Genomic DNA, 24,081 nt, shown 5'->3' with positions numbered 1-24,081 from the left:
CAAATACATTAAAAATGTTAAACAATTACGAGACAGTATTCATTTTAAATCCCGTTTTGTCTGATGAGCAGATGAAGGATGCTGTCGGCAACTACGAGAAACTCCTGAAAGACAACGGAGCGGAAATCGTGAATTTAGAAAGATGGGGACTTAAGAAGTTGGCTTACCCAATTCAGCACAAGTCTACAGGTTTCTATAATTTGATTGAATTCAAAGCCGACCCAGCAACAATTGCAACCCTTGAGATCGAATTCAAAAGGGATGAAAAAATTATGCGATTCTTAACCATAGCTTTAGATAAGCACGCGGTTGAGTACAACACCAGAAGAAAAGGTGGCGCTTTTAACAAGAAAAAGAAAGAGGAGGCAGCAGCATGACTTTAGTAAACGAACCAATCAATAGAGAGCAGCAAAGAAAAAAATATTGCCGCTTTAAGAAGAACGGAATCAAATACGTAGACTACAAGAACCCAGATTTCTTGATGGCCTTTATTAATGAGCAAGGTAAGATACTTCCAAGAAGACTTACTGGAACTAGCTTGAAATACCAGAAAAAGGTAACACAAGCAGTGAAAAGAGCAAGACACATTGCTTTATTGCCATACGTAGCTGACGGATTGAAGTAAACCCTAAACTGAAAAGACAATGGAAGTTATATTAAAGACTGATATTAAAGGTTTGGGCTACAAAAACGATACAGTTGATGTAAAACCAGGCTATGGTAGAAATTACCTTATTCCTCAAGGATTTGCTATTCTAGCGAGCAGTTCTAACAAGAAAATGATCGCAGAGAATATTAAGCAAGCCGCTCACAAAGCAGATAAAATCAAAGGCGATGCGCAAGCAATTGCTGATGCAATTGGCGATGCAGCACTTGAAATCAAAGCGAAAGCTGGCGATAGCGGTAAAATCTTTGGCGCTGTGACTACTTTACAAATCTCTGATGCTTTAAAAGCGAGAGGTGTTGAAGTAGACAGAAAGAAAATCTCTTTCAAAGGTGATGTGAAGATGTTAGGCGAATACGAGCTTGAGATTGATCTACACAAAGAAGTAAAGAAAGATTTGAAATTTAGCGTGATCGCTGAATAAGCAATAAATATTCAAACAGAAAGCCTGTTCATGCAAATGGACAGGCTTTTTTTATGCTACATTCTAAACAGCACCCCCTTCGTTCGTCGTCCTGAGCAAAGCGAAGGATCTGAACTAACTGATTCCATTAATAACGAGTGATTTCCTTACCTTATAGATGCGTTCCTCACTCTAGTTAGGGTAAGTTGGTATTTAAGGGTTCAATTAGCAAAACCAATGAGTGTTAAGATTAAAAAAGAGAAGTTGTACCTTCTAGTAATTGTACTGTTTCTGATTGGGTACCCATTATGGAAAATTTTTTTGAAGACTCAAAAGAAAGATTATACCATAGGGAGAATTACTGGATACTTTACTCCAGTTAGGTTAGGCACGTCTGCTGTATTTTTATATTCGGTTAACGATATGGAATACGAGGGATCACTTAGCTTAAAACGATTTGAATCCAAACCAGAAGTTGGCATGATGTACATTGTAGAGTACGCAGAAAAGTACAACGGTAAGCATGGTGAGATTCGGCCTGACCTAAGAATAATAGAAACCGTAGATGAAGCACCTAAAAATGGGTGGGATGAAATACCTGATAACATTGAATTTTACCCCTAATAGAGAATAATGTCCCAAAGTATCTGATTTACTTTTTTCGATCGCTAAGTAATTGATAATCAATAAATATTTATAAAAGCCTTTTCTCTAAGTTTCGGGAATAAGGCTTTTTCTACCATAAAAACACACTCAAATGAAGACAAGAATAACTTTCCTAACAGTTTTATTCGTATATTTTTTTGCCAAAAACCAAGCCATGCCCAATCTCTATTTACTCCTTCTGGTACCGTAGGAGTATCTTCATCAGGAGCTTTTAATTCGATTCTTCAGTCAATTCAAGGCGCTAATTTTGAAGTAATGCCAAATGTAGTTGATCGTTTTGGCGGTCACGATGTGCATACATATACAACGGAAGAGCTAATAGAACAAAATCCTGAACTCTTTCAATATTTTGTAGATCAAGGAATTTTGAATGACGATGGTAGTTTAAAAGAAGATAAAAAGGACAATGAGAATTAAGAAGTATATATCAAAACGGGAATTGAGGCAATATTTTTCATTGTCATTGATATTGGTTTTGATCTTAAGTCTAACAAACTCATGCTTCAAATCAAGTACTTACTTGACATCAGAAGAAACAGACTGGAATCCTTATAAGGAAAGGCAAGTCTTAGTCTTTAAGTCTTCGAAAGATGAGATAGATTCTATTTACATTAAAGAGATTGGACTTGTCTTTCCTGATGGTATAGGAGTACCAGACTATTATCAAAGTCAAAGGGTTTCAGCTAAACATACTAATCCAAAAAATAGTCTTCAGCACAGGGAAACCTATATATTCAAAATATCGGCAGAGGCAAAGAAGCTTGGAAAGCCTAGTCATATTGACTTTGATGTTAGACTAAAAAACACTTGGTTTTTTAAAGAGAAATATGACCTTGAATGGCTTGAAAATCAACCTGAAAGAACAGTAATCCTGCCTTATGGAGAGTTTTCAGATGTTATTGAAATCAATGATAAAGGTAGAGATGATCCGGATATAGAAATTGACGTCAAGACTATTTATTGGAGTAAGAGCAAAGGGTATTTGATGTTAATAAAGTATGATGGTACAGTTTGGGAATTGACTGATATAATAGGGTAGTTCAATCAATTGTTAGGTATAGCATACACAAAACATATTAAGCTAAATAAGCCCTCTCCCGAAGTTTCGGGAAGAGGGCTTTTTGTTGCTGGTAAGAGAGTAAGAGTGCTTAAATTGATGCTAGAAACTATTGAGCTATGAAAGAGTAAATTATGTCAGGTTTACCAGAATATGGATCTACGTTTTTTTGGATATATATATATGCAACTATGTAGGTGGGATTATTAGATGGCAATTTGTAAATGATAAAGAGGAAATGTCTTTTGAAGATTTTCTGAAGGATAAACAACAAAAGAAACGGAATCTCATTCTTGGTAACTTTGTACTCATGCCACTCCTTCTGATACCAACTATTTTGACCTACTTAAAGTATAATTGAATGGAGTATTGAATCAATTAGCTGATATAGAATACACAAAACATATCATATTAAAAGCCCTCTTCGGAGGTTTTTTTGTTGAAAATCAAAGGAGTTAATTAGGGTTGAGTTTCTATATTGACTTTGTTGTTGAATACCTTGAAAGAAATAGAGGTTAAAGGAACTGATAATGGAGAGGACAATTAGTAATGGAAAAGAGATTTTTTAAATACTTATTGATAATTCTGGTTTTAAACGTTTTGTTGACTTTTATCATTTTGGTCAATGGATTTAATGATGGTAATTCTGAGCTAGATGATTCCGTTAATAACTTATTAATGATTGTACTTAAGTATATTCTAGGGTTTCCGTTTGGACTACTTTTCTCGGTAGGTTTTGACTACGGAATATTTATTTTGGTCCCATTTAACGCAGCAAGTCAATTTTATGGCTTTATTTATTTGAAAAGACTATTGACAAAACTCAATAAGAAAGGGCATGACACAGACTTAATACTATAAACGTAAACCAAGTTCAGATCTCGAGAACTCTGAACAAACTCAAAAGTTAATGTAGTTTTTAATAAATTAAGATCTTATATCAATCAATCTTAAAATAATCAATGGAGTCGAAGGTCAACTTAGACAAGCAATTAAAGCTTATTGAATTATTAATTACCACAGCAACAGGTTGGTCTGCAAAGCAGAATTGGAAAGAAGGCTTAAAGTTTGAACGGATGGCAGATGGCGGTATGGGTAGTTTAAGATTGACCCCAAAAGGCATAGCGTCAAAAGAAAGAAAATTTGGCAAAAGAATTGAGATTAATTTGAGTTTTTATTCCAAAATAGTATTGCCATTTAGCTTTGTTTTTATAGTTGCTTGTACAGCTACACCTTTCCCAAAAGATATTAAGCGAAATGGTTTAATGAGTGGGGCCTGTATTTATACCCATTCTAAAGAGCCTTGTGAAGAGGTGAATATAGAAATCCGAATTCACCGAAAACTTTTTATAGAATCACAAGTGGATTTAAAAGGAGGATTTAGGTTAGAGAAATTACCGAGGACTGAATTAATAGCTACTTTTTCAAAAGAAGGATATTTGGATAAAAATATCACATTAGACTACTCTGTTTTAGATACTGTTGATCTTCAAATCACAATGGATCTTATAGGAATCGAAATTTACCTCCTCCAATCCTGTGGCATTCTTGAATTGGCTAAAAAGGACAAATAACTAATTTTGCCAACTATGAGCAATAAATTGGGAATGAGAAGAATTCTAGAATATACATGGCCCTCGATATTGTTGCTAGTATTGGTTGCACTCTGTGGTCCAGTTTTTGGCTTAAATGATCCAAAGGTTTGGTTGTCCATAGTCCTCATTGGCAATACCATACCCGTTACTTTCTTGATAGTTGATTATTTAGTCAATGATTGGGATAAGGAGCTTAAATTTACCGTAAATGGTGGGCTAGTATATGTCAAGGGTAATGAAAAGATATCGATATCTAGCAAGGATATAGACTTTGTAATTAGAAAGCATAGTTATTTACCTAAACTTCTCATTGTTGAGTTCTATTACTTTCAAATAAAATTAAAGAGCAACCAGATTATTCAGGTTTCCTGTTTGTCTTTGTCCCATTTAGAGCTAGACAGAGTAGAAATGAGAAGCGAATGGGTGTTATTACCGTTAACAAGTTTATAATTTAACTCCTTTTCCAAGTAATGCATCAAAGTATCTGATTTGCTTTTTATGAGATGTAACTAATTGATAATCAATATGATGATTTTTAGATTAAATGATGAATTGGATTAGTTATTTAAATTATGTGATATATCAGTTTTACTCACAGAGAGATGCTGACCCTGGTATATACTCTTTTTGTATATCAACTTTGCTTTTAGCAACAAATATTACGTCGTTATTTTTCTTGATAGATCAGTTTTATTCTGTTTTGTCAAGAACCAACAATTCAAGCGTTTTGATCCTATTCATTTTTGTTGGCCTGCTCAACTATTTATTGGTCTACATGGGGAATAAACATGAAGATACTTTTGCACTTTATCGTAGTTATAAAGATTTCAGCTATAATGGATTTTGGGTTTATGTATCAGTTTCAATTGTCATGCTTGTAATAACTACGTATCTGGCCAATCAAAAATATACTGTTTAGAGGATGGCAGTCCAATCAATTATCAGGTAACATTCTCCGCCTAATCCTCACTTGCAGTGAGTACTGGACTTATACTACACTTGAAGTGTAGGTTCTAATTCACTAAATTATTGTAATTAAGAGAAGTACAAGGTTAATAACCTAAACCCGGTCTATTTTATAACTTACAGAGTTATCAGTTGGATGGATTTATATACTGGTTTAGGTCAAGGAGAGAAAGCTCAAAAAGATTTGGCTCATGCAAAAGAACTTGGTATTGATGATTTTTGACAAATTATGGATGGAATAAGCATTGAAATTGTAGTATGCTCAATTGGAGCTTTTGTTAGGTACCTGATTTTTTATCCTATACATAAAAAGCCTTTTGTGAATTATATAGATTATGACACTGCCGAAAGCAAAAAAAGGAATAAAACGTTTAATTGGGTTGCAGGCTCACTTATGATTGTTTCCTTGTTGTTTATGATAAGGCTAATTGTATGGGCATGGGGAGGCAATGAGTAACTGGATAGTTCGATAAATTATCAGGTTTAGAACCCACAAAACATATTAAGCTAAATAAGCCCTCTCCGGAAGTTTCGGGAAGAGGTTTTTTGGTGCTTTAGGATACCTACCATCCTTTTGGGATAAACATTAATGCACTCTCTAGTACAGCACCACTAAGTAAGCCTAAAAAGTTGAGATGAGACTTTTTAAAAAAATAGAGTAACAACTGATAAACAAAATAATGTGACTCATAGAAAGAATTGGAGAGGATTTTTCGACGTCTGTTGGAAGGGGTTTAGGACTTAAACGTTCTATTTTTGGTAACCGGGAATCTTTTATGAAAAAAAATTACTTGAGAGATAACTAAGAATGAACGCTCTGGAATTAATGATACTTCTCTTACTGGCTATTTCGCTTTGGTATAAAATGATATATCATTGGAAGTACTATAAACTTGTTAACCCTCAAATACAATACGAAGATGTTTCAGACTACTTTACTGAAATAGTTAGAGGTGATTATTCAAGCAGTTACGTTATATGTCAAATATTAAAATTTATTTTTCCCTTTTTTAAGAAAGAACTTTTGGATATCGATGAAAAGAACTATTTGATCTATAGAAAGCGCATAAATTTAATATTAACTATCTGGTGGTTGGTGGCTATCATTTGGGCATCTTACTCTTTGCTTTAGGGTACTCCGGTAATTCCATCAATTATCAGGTATAGCATACACAAAACATATTAAGATAGAGAAGCCTTCGAGAGAAGGTTTTTTTGTTGGTAAATTGACACATTGGAAGCAAAGATTTAAATCCCAGATTTTAATAGGCAAAAGGACTTGTATTTAACTGGGAAGGAAGAGTGATGGAAAACATAATACTAGAGCAAAAGCGAATTTGTAGAAGATATGGAGTAGAATTTATGGCAAGTCCTGATAACATGAAAGTTGGGATAGCTTTAAATGTAAAGGAAGGTGAAATACCAATAAATGCTATGAGAGACCCTCAAGAAGCGGATACAACAGGTTGGTATATTTGGTCAGGAGACCTTTCTGATGATCCTGATTTTTTCAAACCTTTAGACATTGTTCATTTAAGAGAATGGTGTCCATGGATTGAAAAATACTTGGGTTTGGCTTCTGGAATGAGGTTTTTAGTAACACCAGATTACGAGGATGTTTGGCAGGATTTGACTCTATTGGACATTTAGTAATGTATCACGTATCTGATGAATTGTAAACACTGTTCCAAATCATGTAATAGATGTGGTAAGCATAAGAACGGCAGTCAAAAATACCGTTGTAAAAACTGCTAAAAGTAACACCCAAGAAGATTGCTAATGGATTTTTATAAATTTTTAATAGGAATGGGGCTAATCCTATTGTCTTCACTCTTGACTATTTATCAGAATAAAAATGGTGTTTTTAGAAAGAAAGAAAAGTATACACAGAATGATGTAAGACTGTTTTTTGCCATAGGGATTGGAGTGCTTTTTGGTATCTACTATTTGGTAATTGCTTTTTGATAGTGATTTTGAATATGGATAGTTCGATCAATTATCAAGTATAGAATACTGAATATAAAAAGCCCTCTCCCGAAGTTTCTGGAGGAGGTTTTTTTGTTGCTTAAAACATACACGAAACTTTTCGTCATCCTGAGCGAAACGAAGGATTTCAATGGCTTGGCGCTCTCAAGAACCCTCCTCCTCAGACTATTTCGCTCCTCCTCGCTTGACATTATAGACACATTGAACTTACATTAGAGAATGGTCAATCAACCGTTTGCATAACAATTCAACATGCAAGGCTTGAATAGACCACCAATTTTGCCTTATTTCCCAGTAAATCAGAAGCTTAATTCAACCGATTTAACCCAAAAAACAAGCTAAAACCCCCTCCAATACCATACAACCATGAAATCCGGACAAAGAAGAGTTGTAATAGAAAACGTAAGCCCTGAAATCAACAGTGGATTACATGCTGCTAAAAGAACAATTGGACAAAAATTTGAAGTATCGGCCGATATTCTCGCCGATGGTCATGATGTGCTCAGCGCCCATATCAAATACAAATTTGGCAAAGCTAAAACATGGCAATATGCGCCAATGCATCTCGCTGAAAATGATGAATTCGTTGGTGAGTTTATAGCCCAAAAACAAGGCACTTACACCTACACTGTAGAAGCATGGGTGGACTACCCTTTGACTTGGCAGCACAATATTGAGCGCAAAATCGCCGACAAACAGCATGTTAATGTAGAGCTTTTAGATGGTGTGCAATACCTCGAGACTGTCGCTAAGAAAAGCCCAGCGGACAAAGAGTATGCATCTAGCCTGATCGAAGCTTTTAAAGATGAAAAGGCTTACAACTTTGCCATCGACGAGGCACAATCTAAAAAGCTTCACGATCTCTTTCTTGCTAACCCCACCAAAGAATTCGCCACTACTTACGACAAAGAGCTAACCTTATCTGTGGATAGGAAGAAAGCACTCTTTAGTTCTTGGTACGAGTTCTTCCCAAGGTCGACCGCTAAGAAAGATGGTGAACACGGTACTTTCAAAGATTGCCTAGAAGTTTTGCCTTACGTTTCAAAAATGGGCTTTGATGTGATCTACTTCCCTCCGATTCATCCGATAGGAACAGCACACAGAAAAGGCAAAAACAATACAACTACCCCGCTTCCAGATGATGTTGGTGTGCCATGGGCCATTGGCAACAAGGAAGGCGGACATAAAGACATCCTTCCTGAATTAGGTTCGCTCGCCGACTTTAAAAAAGTGGTGAAAGCCGCGGCCGATGAAGGCATTGAAATCGCATTAGATTTTGCCCTTCAATGTTCACCAGATCACCCTTATGTGAAAGAGAATCCATCTTGGTTCAAATGGCGACCAGATGGAACCGTTCAGTATGCAGAAAACCCACCTAAAAAATACCAAGACATCTACCCTATTTACTTCGAATCGGAAGATTGGGAGAACATGTGGAACGAATTCGTTTCTATTGTCTTGTACTGGAATGAGTTGGGCATTAAAATATTTAGAGTTGATAACCCGCATACCAAACCATTTGGTTTCTGGGAATTCCTGATCGCTGAAGTCAAAAAGGTCGATCCGGATGTACTTTTCTTGGCTGAAGCTTTTACTAAGCCGAAAACCATGCAACGATTGGCTAAAATCGGTTTCTCACAAGGCTATACTTATTACACGTGGCGAAACAATAAAGCCGAGCTCATTGAATACATGACCGAGCTTACTAAGAGCCCGATGAAAGACTATTTCAGACCGAACTTCTGGCCAAACACGCCAGATATTAACCCATGGATTCTGCAAGGAGGCAATGAAAACCTTTATGTAGTTCGCCACATGATGGCAGCCACTCTGTCTTCAAACTACGGCATGTACGGACCGGTTTACGAGCAAGTTGACAATGCAGCCTACATCGGTAAAGAAGAATATTTAAACTCTGAAAAGTACGAGGTCAGATTATGGGATTGGACAAAGACCAATAAACTCACTCAGCTGATCACTAGAATTAATCAAATTAGAAAAGAGCAACCAGCTTTTCAGTTTACCAACAACATTGATTTCTGCTCTATAGATAACGATCAAGTATTGGCTTACTTCAAACAAAGCGAAGATGGCAAAAACAATATTCTTTGTGTCGTAAACTTGGACCCTTACAACAAACAAGGCGGCTGGGTAGAAATACCACGTCATAAAATGGGCGTTTCAGGAGACACCCCTATGCGAATGACAGACCTTGTTACTGGTAATAGCTACATCTGGAACCAAGATTGGAACTATGTAGAACTAGACCCATATCAAGTGCCATATCATATTTTCTCTATTCACTATTAAGATAACATTGCCTATGTCGTCGAAAGCAAATCAAAAAGCAATGCCATGGAATGAGCTCTTCACAGATGAAGCCTATCGTTCTGAGTTATGCGACAAGATTTTACCCGAATATATGATGACGACGCGCTGGTATGCTGCCAAAACGCAGCAGGCCAAGAGTTATCGTATAGAGCAGTATATGCCTTTTTTAATGGAAGATGGTGAAACAGCTTTCCTCATAACCATTGAAATCAACTTTCAGGCAGGGTTTACAGAATACTATCTGATGACGCTTTTCTTTGTAGAAGACGTTACGGAGATAGACGAAAAAGGTAGAATTCACCAGACGAATATCGGGGGTAAAAAAGGATGGATTATCGATGCCTTGTATTCCGAAATGTTCAGGAAAGCCCTCTACGAGCAAATTATATTGCAAAAGACAATTTCCGATGGAAATACCAAGCTTGTTTTCGAAAGAGGAAAAGTATTAAGGTCGAGACCAGACTATGAGTCATCTCAAGTGATGAATTTCGACCAGAGTAATACCTCAATTGAATACAATGGCAAGTTCTTCTTTAAAATGTACCGAAGGCTTTTTCAAGACGCCAACCCTGATCTTGAACTCACAAAATTCTTATCGGACGAGAGTGAATTCAAAAACAGCCCTGCCTATGGTGGAAGCGTCAGCTGGATAAAAAATCAATACGCTACTCTATCTCTTGGTATCATGCAGGAGAAAGTAGAAAATAAAGGTGAAGCGTGGAATCATACGTTAGATATGATGAAAGGCTATTTCGAAAGAATTGAAGCCACAGACATTGAAATATCAGACATCCAATCGGTAAAAAGCTTTGACTTTAAATCGCCGGAAGAATTAAAATCAGATTTCAGGCTACTCATTAGCGATGATGTGCTTAGTAAAGTGGAGCAAATTGCCCTGAGAATTGCCGAAATGCATGTATCACTTTTCAGCAATAAAGTAGATACCAAATTCAACCCAATCGCTTTTAATGGTGACTACACCGTTTGGCTCAAGAATAGAATTATCTATCAGCTCAATGCAAGGTTTATCCTTGTAGACGAAAACGTCGATAAACTCGATGGTCTAGCGAAGGAATATGCGCAAGAGTTTGTAGAGCAAAGAGAAGAAATAACCAACAGGTTCCTCGACTTCCAAGAAGTAGAACTGAACAGTAGTCGAATCAGAATTCATGGTGACTTACACCTAGGTCAGATTTTAATGACCGAATCAGATGACTTCTACGTGATTGATTACGAAGGCGAACCAGAAAGTACCATTAGAGATAGAAAAGTAAAGCAAACCCCTTTGAAAGATGTAGCAGGAATGCTTAGGTCGTTCCACTACGCTGTCTATGCCACAATTTTCAGCTCAAAAAACAATTTTAAATTATCTCAAGAACAACTGTTCGAAGCAGGAGAAAAATACTACCAGGCCATTTCAGCTGTATTTTTAAATAAATACGTTCAAACCGCCATGTCAAACAATTTAGACATTGGCTATGAATCTGAAATACGCTATCTGCTTAAATATCACTTACTGGAAAAGGCAGTATACGAAATCGGATACGAACTAAAAGCCAGACCAGATTGGGTAATTATTCCGCTTACAGGAATACGACAAATTTTAGAAGACTAACTATGGAACAGCATCAATTTATCACTGCGCATTCTTTATTGACCGACTTTGATGGAGAGCTATTCAAATCAGGAAAGCATTTCAAACTCCATGAAAAATTAGGTTCAAAACTAATTGAAGTAGACGGCAAAAAAGGAACGCAATTTTCAGTTTGGGCACCCAATGCTGAAAAGGTTCAAGTTATTGGTGATTTCAATTACTGGAATGGCGAAGGACACGAATTATATCCTCGTTGGGATGGTTCCGGCATTTGGGAAGGCTTTATAGAAGGTATCGAAAAAGGTACGGTCTATAAGTATAAGATACACTCCAATAACTTTGGCCAAATTCTGGAAAAAGGAGACCCCTTTGCTATGTATTGGGAAGTTCCACCTAAGACAGCTTCCATAGTTTGGGAAACAGACTATAAGTGGAAAGACAGTAAATGGATGAAGTCTAGAAAAGAGAAAAATGGACTTAACCAACCTTACTCCGTCTATGAAGTACACTTAGGCTCTTGGAAAAGAGATAAAGACGGCAACTCATTGTCTTACAAGCAGCTAAGCAAAGAGTTAGTCGCTTACACGAAAGACATGGGATATACCCATATAGAATTCATGCCCGTCATGGAGCATCCATTCTTCGGGTCGTGGGGATATCAATGTACAGGCTATTTCGCCCCTTCCTCTCGCTTTGGAACGCCGGATGAATTTATGTCCATGATTGACGCTTTTCATAAAGCCGAAATTGGCGTGATCTTAGACTGGGTACCATCTCATTTTCCAAGTGACGCACATGGGCTCTTTAACTTTGATGGTACGCACTTATTCGAACATGCCGATCCCAGGCAAGGATATCACCCAGATTGGAGTTCTTACATCTTCAACTATGGTAGAAACGAGGTGAGAGCCTTCCTTATCAGTAGTGCCATGTATTGGCTCGAAACCTTCCACACCGATGGTTTGCGCGTAGATGCCGTTGCTTCTATGCTGTACTTAGACTACTCCAGAAAAGAAGGAGAATGGGTACCTAATGAACATGGCGGTCGTGAGAACCTCGAAGCAGTTAGCTTCTTAAAAGAATTAAACGAAACAGTTTATGGACAGCTAGAAGGTGTTCAGACTATTGCTGAAGAATCGACGTCGTGGCCATCAGTTTCAAGACCTACCTATGTTGGTGGACTTGGTTTTGGCATGAAATGGATGATGGGTTGGATGAACGATACCCTTGAATATTTCAAAAAGGACTCGTATTACCGTCAATACCATCAAAACAATATTACGTTCAGTTTAAACTATGCCTTTACCGAAAACTTTATGCTACCACTTTCACATGATGAGGTGGTACATGGAAAAGGTCCATTATTAGACAGAATGCCTGGCGATGAATGGCAGCGATTTGCCAACCTTCGGCTTTTATACGCTTATATGTATACGCACCCGGGTACCAAATTAGTATTTATGGGTGGTGAAATAGGCCAAACTACCGAATGGCAGCATGATTATTCTATCCCTTGGGATTTATTAGATCATGCACCACATAAAGGCATGCAAGCCTTAACAAGAAAGCTCAACAACCTCCTGAAAGACGAAAAAGCGCTATATGAAAACAGTTTTAGTGCTGAGGGGTTTGAGTGGATTGAACTCAACGACAACCAAAATTCCGCACTGAGTTATATACGAAAAGGTAAAAACACAGAAGACAACCTTGTAGTGGTATGTAACTTCACACCGGTTGTGCGCGAAAGCTATCGTATAGGAATAGATGGTGGAGATTGGGAAGAAATTTTCAATTCAGACGACAAAGAATTTTGGGGAAGTGGCGTTCAAAATGAAGGAGTAATAAAATCTGAAGACACACCGCAACATGGCAGAGTCAAATCACTCGACCTCAAACTTCCGCCCTTGGGAGTTGTTATGTTAAAACAAAAGGCAAAACCAGCCAAAACAACAAAGAAGAAAAAGTAGAGTCAGCATAAATGGATAGATACTTATGTATACATGGGCACTTTTATCAGCCCCCGAGAGAGAATGCCTGGTTAGAAAAGATAGAAATTCAACCAAGTGCCTTCCCTTATCACGATTGGAATGAACGAATCACAAGAGAAAGTTATTACCCAAATGCCTTTTCACGTGTATTGAATGACGATGGAAAGATCATTGACATTGTAAATAACTATTCTAAAATCAGCTTCAACTTTGGGCCGACCGTGCTTTCATGGATGGAGCAGCATGCACCAACTACCTATCAAGCAATACTTGATTCTGATAAAGAAAGCATGCTCAATTTCGATGGGCATGGATCTGCCGTGGCGCAGGTATACAATCACTTGATAATGCCTTTGGCAAATCGGAAGGATAAAGAAACCCAAATCATTTGGGGTATTGAAGACTTTAAAAAGCGTTTTGGCAGAATGCCGGAAGGCATGTGGCTGGGAGAAGCGGCAGTAGATACAGAAACACTTGAAATCATGGCCGACCATGGTATTAAGTATTCTCTGCTCGCACCAAGACAAGCAGCACGCTTTAGAAAAAAAGGAGCAAAAGACTGGGTTGAAGGGATTGACTCGAACAAGCACTACAACTACACTTTACCCAATGGTAAAACGATAGCGCTTTTCTTTTATGACGGACAGCGATCACAGAATGTAGCCTTTAAAGGTATACTTCAGGACGGAAAGCGTTTTGCTGAAGACTTAATGGAAGGATTTCGACAGGAATCTGACAGGCAATTCGTACACATTGCTACTGATGGCGAAAGTTATGGTCACCATCATAAAAATGGCGACATGGCATTGGCCTACTGTCTCCGGTATATAGAAGAGAACAACCTCACTAAAATCACCAACTACGGACAGTATTTAGCACTATTCGAGCCCGAACACGAAGTACAGATACATGAAAACAGCTCTTGGAGTTGCGTTCACGGGGTAGAAAGATGGCGAAGCAATTGTGGTTGTCATACTGGAGGTGAAGGACATTGGCATCAAAAGTGGCGCGAACCACTAAGAACCGCCCTAGACAATGCACGCGATCGCATGATCAACATCTACGAAGAAGGTCTCGCCCAATACTCAGATGATCCTTGGGGAATGCGCAACGACTACATTCGCATAGTCCTCGATCGATCCAAAGCCAACCTGAATCGGTTTCTTAAGAAGCACATCAAAAAGCAATTAAGCGACGATGAGAGAACTCATATCATGAGAATGCTCGAAATGCAGCGAAATGCCATGCTGATGTATACGAGTTGTGGCTGGTTCTTCAATGATATTTCTGGAATCGAAACGCTACAAATTCTTCAGTACGCTTGCCGTGCTATTCAATTAGCTGAAAGTGAATCCGATCATCGTTTTGAAAAAGATTTTATAGAAGACCTCGATAAAGCCGAGAGTAATGTAAAGGAAGAAGGCACTGGTAAGGATATCTATTTGAAACATATTCTACCCTATCAACTTTCTCTCACACAAGTGGGAATGCATTATGCCGTCGCATCACTCTTTGCTGATAACCCACAAAGCCTTACCGTATTAAACTATGACTGTAAGAGTCTTTTCTTCGAACGAAAAAGCGCGGGTTTACAAAAACTAGCCTATGGAACCACGGTAGTAAACTCAAAAGTGACCACCTCTAAGAAGGAGTTCAGTTTTGTGGTGCTCTATCTAGGGCAGCATCATATTATAGGTGGAACTTCTAAACGTTTAACAACGAAAGAATTCAGTCCTATCTCAAATGCGTTGACCGATGCATTTGAAAAGAGTAATGCAGCCCTTGTTGTTGACATTATCAAGGAAAAGTTTAGAGCACATACCTTTTCGTTCTTTGGCATGTTCAAGGATGAGCAAATGAAGCTGGTGAACCAATACCTTGCTGTAAGCGAAGATTTGGCTTATGATTCTTACCGTAAAATCTATGACAGGAATTATGGTATTCTGAATGTAATGAAAGGGCAAAAACTACAAATACCGCCAACCTTAAAGCAAAACATCGACGATGTGATCAATATCGAGTTCAAAGATTTGTTTACCAATGGACATTTCGCCATTGCACGAATGGAAGAACTCGTTGAAGAAACTATTAAGTGGGATGTAAATCTCAATGCCGAATTAATTAGCGCCAAGCTAAATGATCGGTTAGATGATATGTTCGATCAATTCTTAAAGGATTTGACCAATTACGGTCTATTGGAGGAAATGCTAAGTACAATCAAGCTATATAAGCGAGTAGACTTAAGCCCTTTATTAGTCAACCTACAAAACAATGTCTTTGAATTGAGCAAGTCGTTAATAACTAGGAATGGCAGTCCTACAGATGCCAATCAAGTTGTAGTTGAATTATTAGAACAAGTCGCTCAGGAAATCAACATTGACTTAAGCTTTATCAAGAACAATGCAGTGAGCGTTTAATGTGCTTACTCATTTTTAAACTGAAGACTTAGCTACACATTCGTTCAAATGTGTACCAATACCAATCAAGAGGTGTACGAATATCGTACACCTTTTTTCGTTCAAAAATGTACAGTCAATTTTATCTTATTGATTTACAGTTACTTACGATTTGTGGCACAGGCATTGCAAATTAATTGGCAGGTCAGTTAATAATTAAAAAATAAAATCATGAATAGCCCAATAGTCAAAAACAACAGAAGCCCAAAAGTCAAAAACGTAAGTGCACTAATCGCTGTATTACTTGCAGCTGTTACTTTATTCCAAGCTGGTAACTTAAAGTCTAACGACTTAAGTAATACTAAAATGTCAATCCTTGAAGCTGAGCTTATTGCTGAAGTAGAGCAGTTCTACGCTGAAGAGGAGCTTGCTCTTGAAGAAGAAATTTACTTAGAAATGGAAGAAGAAGTTGAAGAGGTAAACATCTTCGATAACGAAAACAACCTTATCGCAACAGGTAACCCTTCTGATGATAACGAATTAAGAAAGCTAGTTAACAAAGCAGATTACTTAAGTGAATTTGCTAACAAAAAATACTACAGACTTTCTAAATAAGAAAACAACTATCTAGTCAATAGTTATTAGGGTTAAATCTTGGTTTAAAAGCCGGTCGCTAGATCGGCTTTTTTTATGCCTTATAAAAAGGAAAAGCGGCCATCAATCGACAACCGCTTTAAGCTCTCAATGAGAACTACCTATGGATCTTTATAGCCTTAAAGTGCTACTACAGAGTTATCTTCGAAAGAGAAGTTATTAGGAACGTACTTATCAGCTTCCCAATCATTTTCCCAAACTTTACCGTCGATTAAATATCTGAATTGATATTCTTTTCCAGTTTCAAGCTTCACTGTTGCCTTAAATGCTCCAGATTTTAATTTCTTCATTTCAGTAGCACTTTCATTCCAGTTATTGAAATCTCCTACTAAAGTTACCTGACTTGCTTCAGGAGCAGTCTCCGCTCCAAGTTGGAATGTTACATTCGCTTGAGGCTTAGTCTTTAAAAATTGTTTCTTAATGCTCATTGCTATAAAATTTACACTTCAAAGGTTTCAAGATATCCTCGCCACAACAAAAAATATCTCGAAAAAAAAGTGAAACGTTTGCACTAGCAAATCAAGTTAACCACCTCTATTTCAGCTCATTCTAAATAACAACCGTTTGTTTTCTACTTAAACAAACGTAATCGTTTCCATAAACCGAAGCATTCCAATACTGATAGACTAAAAACTAATATCGCAAGCCAAAAAGTTGCTCTATCTTTAGGTATGTTTCGGACAGTAATTGAAGATATAAAGCATCCTATTTCACTTACCCATCAAGACAAAATCATCACCTTGGGTTCTTGTTTTGCTAATGAAATTGGCCTCAAGCTCGCAGACAACAAATTCAATGTCTCTGCCAACCCATTTGGGACAGTTTTTAATCCACTTTCCTTATTTGAACTTATCGAAGGGTCAATTAGGCCTCTTGAGGGGCTTTCTGATGCCTATTTAAAGAGAGATGGCGTCTATTACAATTACAAATTTCATTCGTCCATCAACCACAAGTCAAAAGCCAAACTCGTTTCTAGTATAGAAGCTAAGTTTAGAGAAGTTGAAAAAGACTTAAAACAAGCAAAAGTGTTGTTCCTCACTTTCGGTACAGCGTGGATTCATGAAATTGCCAAACGAAAACTGCTAGTGGCCAACTGTCATAAGATGCCCAAGAAGGAATTCGAAAAACGCTTAATAGATGTTCAAGAGATTATTTCAGCTTTTTTCGCCATGAAGGAGCATTTGGAAGCCATTAACCCGGAGCTACAAATAGTACTCACAGTAAGCCCAATCCGACATACCAAAGAAACCTTGGCACTAAACAGTGTGAGTAAATCTGTACTGAGGCTAGCATGCCATTACTTATCAGATATGGCTCCTGATGTTTACTACTTCCCTTCTTATGAGATGATGATGGATGACCTCAGAGATTATCGGTTCTATGAAAAAGACATGATTCATGTAAACGAGCAAGGCGTAGACTATTTGTGGGAAACTTTCTCGAATACGTACTTTTCAAATAGCACAAAAGAACTCCTAAAAGAATGGCAAGGGCTATCTCGTGCCTTAGCACACACACCATTTAACCTTGAAAGCTGGAAACACCAACAATTTTTGAAAAACACCCTTCAAAAGCTTCAAAAAATACAGCGCAAATTACCTGTTGCTAAAGAAATAGCTTACGTTAAATCACAACTTACAATCAATGACTGATCATCGATTTACGAATAGGCTTTCGGAAGCAAGTTCCCCTTACCTTTTACAGCATGCCCATAATCCAGTTAATTGGTATCCATGGTCAGAAGAAGCACTAGCATTAGCCAAAGCGCAAGACAAACCGATAATTGTCAGTGTCGGTTATTCAGCATGTCACTGGTGCCATGTAATGGAAAGAGAAAGCTTCGAAAATGAAGACATCGCTGCCATCATGAATGAGCATTTTATATGCATAAAAGTAGACCGTGAAGAACGCCCCGATGTTGACCAAGTCTATATGGATGCGGTACATGCTATGGGGCTTCAAGGTGGATGGCCTTTAAACGTATTCCTACTCCCAGATCAGCGTCCTTTTTACGGAGGGACCTATTTTCCGGCGCAGGGTTGGGTTAAACTATGTAACCAAATCGGAGGTGTATTTAAAAACCAACGGACCGAATTAGAAAAGTCAGCCGAAGGTTTTATGCAGACTTTAGGCAAAAGTGAAGTAGAAAAATATGGGCTAACGGTGCAAGAGAATGGCTTTTCAAAAGATAAGCTACGTGATATGGCTTCGAAGTTTGCCGAAAACTTTGATCTAAATAAAGGAGGAAACAATCGCGCACCAAAATTTCCAATGCCAGTAATTTATAGTTTCCTACTTAGAGAAGGTTCTATTAACAACAATCAAGCATCGCTTAACCATGTAGAACGAACCTTGAACAATATGGCTTGGGGTGGCTTGTACGACCAAGTCGGCGGTGGCTTTACCAGGTACTCTACCGATATGGACTGGTTTGTACCTCACTTTGAAAAAATGCTTTACGACAATGGCCAACTCGTTAGTTTGTATTCTGAGGCATATCAGAAATTCAAAACGCCATTGTATAAGGATATCGTCTATCAAACCATTGATTGGTTGGAGCGCGAAATGACCAGTCCAGAAAATGGGTTTTATTCAGCCTTAGATGCCGATAGTGAAGGAGAAGAAGGGAAGTTTTATGTTTGGACACTAGAAGAAATAGAGGAAATTCTTGGTGCAGACGCTGCCGTCTTGATTGACTATTATAACATCACTGGTGGTAATTGGGAGCAAAACAAAAACATTCCTTTTAGATCGGGAGAAGACCAATTAATTGCCGAAAAGCACGATATCAATATCGAAGAACTCCAAGACATTGTAGTGTCAGCCAATCACAAACTGCTTCAAGCGAGAGCATCTCGAATTCGCCCCGGCTTGGACGATAAGATATTGACTGGTTGGAATGGCCTCATGCTAAAAGGACTCTGTCAAGCCTTCGGCGTTTTTAAAGAAGACAAATTCTTAGAAATGGCCCTGAAAAATGCGCAGTTCCTTGTTGAAAACATACATTCTGATGGTAAACTTAAAAGGAACTTTAAAAACGGCGTAGCGAGTATAGATGCTTATCTAGAAGATTATACGGCAACAATTGAAGCATTTATCGCATTATACGAAGTTACTTTCGACGAGATTTGGCTCCAATATGCTAGAAGCCTTACTGAAACCACCTTAGAAAACTTTTTCGACAAGGAAGAAGATCTTTTCTTTTTTACATCCGATCAATCTGAAAAGCTTATCGCCAGAAAAAAGGAAATCTTCGACAACGTTATACCCTCATCAAATGCTAGCATGGCACATAACCTGCATAAACTAGGCATTCTTCTTGAAGAACAGTCTTATGCTGATATTTCGCTTCGGATGATTCAACGTATAGACAGAATTGTGAATATGGCGCCTCAAGACTTGGCCTATTGGGCATCTTTGTATAGCAATTTGACCTACCCTACTGCCGAAATTGCCATGGTAAGTAGCAATCCGCAGGTTGCTATGCATGCTTTAAACCAAAACTTTATTCCAAATAAGGTTATCGTCGCTAAGAAGCCTAATATGATGTCTAATTTGGCGCTTTTGCAAAACAGGGATCAGATCAACGACCAGACAACATTTTACTTATGCTATAATAAAGCCTGTCAGCTACCGGTGAATTCTGTAGATGAAGTGCAAGCACAAATTAAAAGTTGACCTAAGAGCATAAAAAGAATTATTTCAATCACTAAATTCCAACTTATTCCTGCCAAGAGATTCTAACTCATTGAGTGAATTACAATTAAATATCGATGCACCTGAAAGTGGAGCGGTTTACTTTGCCGATATCGCATTGCCGATTCCCATACCACAGTTATTCACTTATCGTGTGCCAACAGAATTTTTAGAGTTAATGCAGCCTGGAATTAGGGTGATTGTTCAATTTGGAAGACAAAAAGTAGTCACAGGAGTAGTTGACAACATCCATCAAAAAGCGCCAGAAGTTTATGTAGCCAAACCCATTCTAGATGTAATGGATGGCGAGCCAATCCTAAGTCCAGAACAGACTAAACTGATGAAATGGATGGCGGGCTATTATATGTGCACCTATGGAGAAGTCCTAAATGCCGCTTTACCTTCTGGGTTAAAATTAAGTAGTGAATCGAAAATTCAGCTTCATCCTGAAAAAGATTGGAACGACACGCACTATCCCTTGGATGACAGGGAACTGCTGCTCCTTAACACGCTGGACAAAAACGAAGCGCTCACTTATCGGGAAGCGGCTGATGCTATTGGACTCAAAAGCGCCTACAAATACATAAAATCTTTAGTTCAGAAAGAACTTATCATCATTTACGAAGAGGTAAAAGAACGATATAAGCCTAAAAAAGTAAAAAGAGTTAGACTTAGTTCAGCATATGCTCAAGCTGAGGAGTTATTAGAAGGCCTCTTTCAACAATTAGAAAAGAAACCAAAGCAAAGCAATATTCTACTCAGGTATTTACAAGAAATACCGGTTTACCAAGAACCAGAGAAGAATAAAAATGGCCTAGAAAAAAGCATCTTCACAAATGAAGGGTTTTCCATTTCTTCATTAAATACACTAATCAAAAACGGCGTTTTTGAAGTATATGAAGAAATAGTTTCTCGGTTTGGTGCATCTTCCGTTCAAACATTGAAAGAGATAAACCTAACTTCTATTCAAGAAACTGCAAGGAATGAAGTTTTGGATCATTTTAGCGACAAATCTACCGTGCTCCTTCACGGAATTACGGGAAGTGGCAAAACAGAGGTCTATATTAACCTAATTCAAGAGGGGCTAGAGGCTGGAAATCAAATTCTTTATTTGCTTCCAGAGATTGCGCTCACTGCACAAATTGTGAACCGATTGAGTTTAGTCTTTGGAGATCGAATGGGTGTTTATCATTCTAAATTCTCAGATAACGAGCGCGTTGAAGTTTGGCAGGGACTTCTCAGCGGACGCTTTGATTTTATCGTGGGAGTTCGAAGTGCCATTTTCCTTCCTTTTTCAAGGCTCGGTCTTATCATTGTAGATGAAAGTCATGAAAGTTCTTACAAGCAATTCGATCCTGCTCCACGCTATCACGCCAGAGATGTTGCCATATATTTATCGCACATTCACCAAGGTAAAACGCTTCTTGGTTCAGCTACTCCATCGCTAGAATCTTATACTAATGCTTTGCAAGGAAAGTATGGCTTAGTTGAGCTTAATAAGAGGTTTCACGAGGCTAAACTTCCGGAAATAGCCATTGCGGACATTAGGTCTGAAAAGAAAAGAAAAACCGCTGTAGGTGAATTCACTTCTACATTAATTGATGCATTAAAAGATGTACTAGCCAAAAAAGAACAGGCAATCATCTTCCAAAACAGACGTGGATTCTCAAATTACATTACTTGCGAAGATTGTGGCTATATACCTGACTGTCCGCGATGTGCGGTGAGTTTGACGTACCATCAGTACAAAAATCAGTTGAACTGCCACTATTGTGGTCATAAGGAGGCCGTCCCTCTTGTTTGCCCAGCTTGTGGCGGAAGCAGAATTCATACGGTGGGTATCGGTACGGAAAAGATTGAAGAAGAACTAAAATTGATTCTTCCCGAGGCTAGAATTCAACGGATGGATTTGGAGACCACAAGGGCTAAGAATGCGTACCAGAACATTATCCATGACTTTGAACAGGGAAGCATAGATATTTTAGTCGGCACGCAAATGGTAAGTAAAGGACTCGATTTTGACCGAGTCAGTTTAGTCGGGGTTTTTGACATAGATCGCATGATTCACTTTCCAGATTTTAGATCGCTGGAACGAGCCTTTCAATTAACGACTCAGGTAAGTGGTAGAGCTGGACGTAGAGATGTAGAGGGCAAAGTAATTATTCAAACTAGAGACCCTGAACAAGGCATATTAAAACTTATTCAGAACAACGATTTTCTGAGGTTTTATCAAGGAGAAATGTTTGAGCGTGAGCAATACAACTACCCTCCTTTTACTAGAATGATCCACCTATTGGTAAGAAGTAGAGATAAGAAACTCACTAACGAAACAGCACGATATTTAGCCAATATTTTAGTGGAAGATTTGGGTAGCAAACGAGTTCTTGGTCCTCAGGAGCCTTTAATTAATAAGATTAGAGACAAATACTTGATGGATGTTTACTTGAAGGTTGAAAAGAAGTACAAGATTGAGGCTGTCAAAGATGTTATCAGAAAAGCGCAGCTCGAGCTACTGAAAAAGAAAGAGTTCGGTCCTGCAGAGGTTATAATTAACGTTGACCCCTACTAGTCTTTAGGCTCATTTTCAGAGTCCCCTTGCCCTTCGATTTCCTCTTCAGGCTTGGTTTTAGTCTCCTTTTCCGACTGTTTTTCCGCTTCGTCGCTCATTCTGGAAACAAAGTAGGAAACTTCCTCAGCCGACTGGTTATTCTTTTCCAAAGCTTCAGCAATCACTTCCTCTGGTTCTAGTTCAGGCTCAGTTTCGCTAAATCGAATAAGTCCCCAAGTCATAATGATACTCGTGGTTAAGATGGTTATTAATATGATATCGGAGTTAAATGTGTCAGATTCTAAATGGGCAGGTATCGAAAAGAACAATAGAACCGTTATCAACCCTCTAGGCGTAATAAAGAGCTCTGGAAGAATGGACTTCTTCAAGAAAAATGCTTTTAACAACAAGAACCTTGAAATGTAGAAAACAGCAACGATTATTAAACTCACTCCTACTATTTCTAGATTTAAGAGCGCCCGGAAATCGATGGTTGTACCAAATACCACAAAGAAAAAAGTTCTCACTACAAAGGCTGATTCCCTTGTGACTAAATGAAGATCTTTGAGTATGCCGCTGATCATTTTCGAATCGATCCAAGACTTAATTTTTCCAAAGAAAAAGAGGTTGGTATTATTCAGCAATAGTCCGAATACAAGAATAATGACCAGCGATGAAAGGTGTAATTGCTTACCAATGGCATAGAGCAGGATTAATACCGCGATCAGCATAAAGAGCTTTACATCCCCTACTAAACGCTGAAAAAGCAACACTAAGGCATAGCTTATGGCAATTGAAATAACAATTGTGATAACTATATTTCCAATGATACTATAGACAACCGTTCCTGTATTCTCAGTACCCACATTTTCAATAAGGAAATAGAAAAACATAATCCCCAGAATATCCGAGAAAGTACTTTCGTATATCATAAACTCCTTCTTGTCCTCGAACAAGCCATTTACACTTGGTATAACAATGGCGCTACTCATAATGGATAGCGGTATAGCATAAACCAGAGATATGATCGGGTCTTCATGAAATACTTGATTAATTATAAATGAAATGGAAAAGGCGCAGACCATTAATGATAACAAAGCCACCACGAACGACTTCCATATGATGGGCCATTTCTCCTTAGAAAGCTCCAAATCAATAGCAGCTTCCAATACAATCATGATTAGACCAACAATTCCTAACACCTCCAAAGTGCTAAAAATCAAAGCATCTTGACTGTATTCATAAAAGTCCATCACCAACTTAATTCCAACCCCAAGTAAGATCAATAGAATAACACTAGGCACCTTGGTTCGCTTAGAAACAAAGTTGAAAATGTGCGAAAAGATGATCACACAAGATAATGCTATTATCAAGTTGTAAGCGTTCATAGTCAAGTATAGAGAAAAGTCTTTATTAAAACTCATACTTATTTAAAATAAGTATCTGAACCAAAGAAAGCCGCCCATCAAAACCCTTCTTATTACATCAGTAGAATACTTCCAGTTTCTGATAGCCTTTACTAACTTTTATTCTTTAA

21 protein-coding genes are annotated in these 24,081 nt (G+C 38.0%); 19 read left to right on the top strand and 2 right to left on the bottom strand.

Features of this window, described 5'->3' with window-relative positions:
* The first annotated feature begins 14 nt into the window (after positions 1-14).
* The 16 genes from rpsF to JXQ92_RS16795 all read left to right on the top strand — a co-directional run bounded on the left by rpsF (position 15) and on the right by JXQ92_RS16795 (position 16,261).
* Complete coding sequence (gene rpsF / locus JXQ92_RS16870; RefSeq protein ID WP_421987815.1) at positions 15-377, top strand: 30S ribosomal protein S6; 363 nt, start codon at positions 15-17, stop codon at positions 375-377.
* Positions 374-625 (top strand): 30S ribosomal protein S18, encoded by a 252-nt coding sequence (gene rpsR, locus JXQ92_RS16865; protein WP_069835582.1) that lies wholly within the window; start codon positions 374-376, stop codon positions 623-625. Before rpsF ends, rpsR begins: the two co-directional genes overlap by 4 nt.
* 19 nt (positions 626-644) lie before the next feature.
* Positions 645-1,088 carry a 50S ribosomal protein L9 gene (rplI, locus tag JXQ92_RS16860; RefSeq protein ID WP_421987814.1) on the top strand — a complete coding sequence of 148 codons (444 nt, stop codon included), beginning with the start codon at positions 645-647 and terminating at the stop codon, positions 1,086-1,088.
* Between the two features lie 216 nt (positions 1,089-1,304).
* Positions 1,305-1,691, top strand: a complete 387-nt coding sequence (locus tag JXQ92_RS16855; protein WP_421987813.1) for a hypothetical protein — start codon at positions 1,305-1,307, stop codon at positions 1,689-1,691.
* 297 nt (positions 1,692-1,988) lie between these two features.
* Positions 1,989-2,150 (top strand): hypothetical protein, encoded by a 162-nt coding sequence (locus tag JXQ92_RS16850; protein WP_421987812.1) that lies wholly within the window; start codon positions 1,989-1,991, stop codon positions 2,148-2,150.
* A gap of 103 nt (positions 2,151-2,253) precedes the next feature.
* Positions 2,254-2,772 carry a hypothetical protein gene (locus tag JXQ92_RS16845; protein WP_421987811.1) on the top strand — a complete coding sequence of 173 codons (519 nt, stop codon included), beginning with the start codon at positions 2,254-2,256 and terminating at the stop codon, positions 2,770-2,772.
* 567 nt (positions 2,773-3,339) lie between these two features.
* Positions 3,340-3,651 carry a hypothetical protein gene (locus JXQ92_RS16840; RefSeq protein WP_421987810.1) on the top strand — a complete coding sequence of 104 codons (312 nt, stop codon included), beginning with the start codon at positions 3,340-3,342 and terminating at the stop codon, positions 3,649-3,651.
* A gap of 101 nt (positions 3,652-3,752) precedes the next feature.
* Positions 3,753-4,364, top strand: coding sequence for a DUF6984 family protein (locus JXQ92_RS16835; RefSeq protein WP_421987809.1), 612 nt, complete (start codon positions 3,753-3,755; stop codon positions 4,362-4,364).
* A gap of 15 nt (positions 4,365-4,379) precedes the next feature.
* Positions 4,380-4,835 carry a hypothetical protein gene (locus JXQ92_RS16830; protein WP_421987808.1) on the top strand — a complete coding sequence of 152 codons (456 nt, stop codon included), beginning with the start codon at positions 4,380-4,382 and terminating at the stop codon, positions 4,833-4,835.
* A 1,821-nt stretch (positions 4,836-6,656) separates the two neighbouring features.
* Positions 6,657-7,001, top strand: coding sequence for an immunity protein Imm33 domain-containing protein (locus tag JXQ92_RS16825; RefSeq protein WP_421987807.1), 345 nt, complete (start codon positions 6,657-6,659; stop codon positions 6,999-7,001).
* Between the two features lie 129 nt (positions 7,002-7,130).
* Positions 7,131-7,316: a hypothetical protein gene (locus JXQ92_RS16820; RefSeq protein WP_421987806.1), complete on the top strand. Its 186-nt coding sequence runs from the start codon at positions 7,131-7,133 to the stop codon at positions 7,314-7,316.
* 387 nt (positions 7,317-7,703) lie between these two features.
* Positions 7,704-9,647 carry an alpha-1,4-glucan--maltose-1-phosphate maltosyltransferase gene (locus JXQ92_RS16815; protein ID WP_421987805.1) on the top strand — a complete coding sequence of 648 codons (1,944 nt, stop codon included), beginning with the start codon at positions 7,704-7,706 and terminating at the stop codon, positions 9,645-9,647.
* Between the two features lie 13 nt (positions 9,648-9,660).
* Positions 9,661-11,283, top strand: a complete 1,623-nt coding sequence (locus tag JXQ92_RS16810; protein WP_421987804.1) for a hypothetical protein — start codon at positions 9,661-9,663, stop codon at positions 11,281-11,283.
* Positions 11,284-11,285: 2 nt separating this feature from the next.
* Complete coding sequence (glgB, locus tag JXQ92_RS16805; protein WP_421987803.1) at positions 11,286-13,229, top strand: 1,4-alpha-glucan branching protein GlgB; 1,944 nt, start codon at positions 11,286-11,288, stop codon at positions 13,227-13,229.
* A gap of 11 nt (positions 13,230-13,240) precedes the next feature.
* Complete coding sequence (locus JXQ92_RS16800; protein ID WP_421987802.1) at positions 13,241-15,667, top strand: DUF3536 domain-containing protein; 2,427 nt, start codon at positions 13,241-13,243, stop codon at positions 15,665-15,667.
* Positions 15,668-15,877: 210 nt separating this feature from the next.
* Positions 15,878-16,261, top strand: coding sequence for a hypothetical protein (locus JXQ92_RS16795; RefSeq protein ID WP_421986826.1), 384 nt, complete (start codon positions 15,878-15,880; stop codon positions 16,259-16,261).
* A gap of 158 nt (positions 16,262-16,419) precedes the next feature.
* On the opposite strand, the gene JXQ92_RS16790 is transcribed toward JXQ92_RS16795, so the two are convergent.
* The gene (locus tag JXQ92_RS16790) at positions 16,420-16,728 is read right to left on the bottom strand and encodes an isoamylase early set domain-containing protein (protein WP_421987801.1); all 309 of its coding nucleotides are present in this window, start codon (positions 16,726-16,728) and stop codon (positions 16,420-16,422) included.
* A gap of 243 nt (positions 16,729-16,971) precedes the next feature.
* Between JXQ92_RS16790 and JXQ92_RS16785 the strand changes: the two genes are divergently transcribed.
* The 3 genes from JXQ92_RS16785 to priA all read left to right on the top strand — a co-directional run bounded on the left by JXQ92_RS16785 (position 16,972) and on the right by priA (position 22,565).
* Positions 16,972-17,952: a GSCFA domain-containing protein gene (locus tag JXQ92_RS16785; RefSeq protein WP_421987800.1), complete on the top strand. Its 981-nt coding sequence runs from the start codon at positions 16,972-16,974 to the stop codon at positions 17,950-17,952.
* Positions 17,945-19,978 (top strand): thioredoxin domain-containing protein, encoded by a 2,034-nt coding sequence (locus JXQ92_RS16780; RefSeq protein ID WP_421987799.1) that lies wholly within the window; start codon positions 17,945-17,947, stop codon positions 19,976-19,978. Before JXQ92_RS16785 ends, JXQ92_RS16780 begins: the two co-directional genes overlap by 8 nt.
* Before the next feature lie 70 nt (positions 19,979-20,048).
* Entirely contained in the window at positions 20,049-22,565 is a 2,517-nt protein-coding gene (gene priA / locus JXQ92_RS16775) for a replication restart helicase PriA (RefSeq protein ID WP_421987798.1), read from the top strand.
* Here priA and JXQ92_RS16770 read toward each other — a convergent pair.
* On the bottom strand, positions 22,562-23,968 hold the full coding sequence (locus JXQ92_RS16770; protein ID WP_421987797.1) for a cation:proton antiporter: 1,407 nt from the start codon (positions 23,966-23,968) through the stop codon (positions 22,562-22,564). The genes priA and JXQ92_RS16770 overlap by 4 nt on opposite strands.
* Between the last annotated feature and the right edge of the window lie 113 nt (positions 23,969-24,081).

The sequence above is a fragment of the Roseivirga sp. genome, from assembly GCF_049099775.1.
Classification (GTDB): domain Bacteria; phylum Bacteroidota; class Bacteroidia; order Cytophagales; family Cyclobacteriaceae; genus Roseivirga.
The sequence above is the reverse complement of the archived record's forward strand: the minus strand, read 5'-3'. Positions and strand labels throughout refer to the sequence as shown.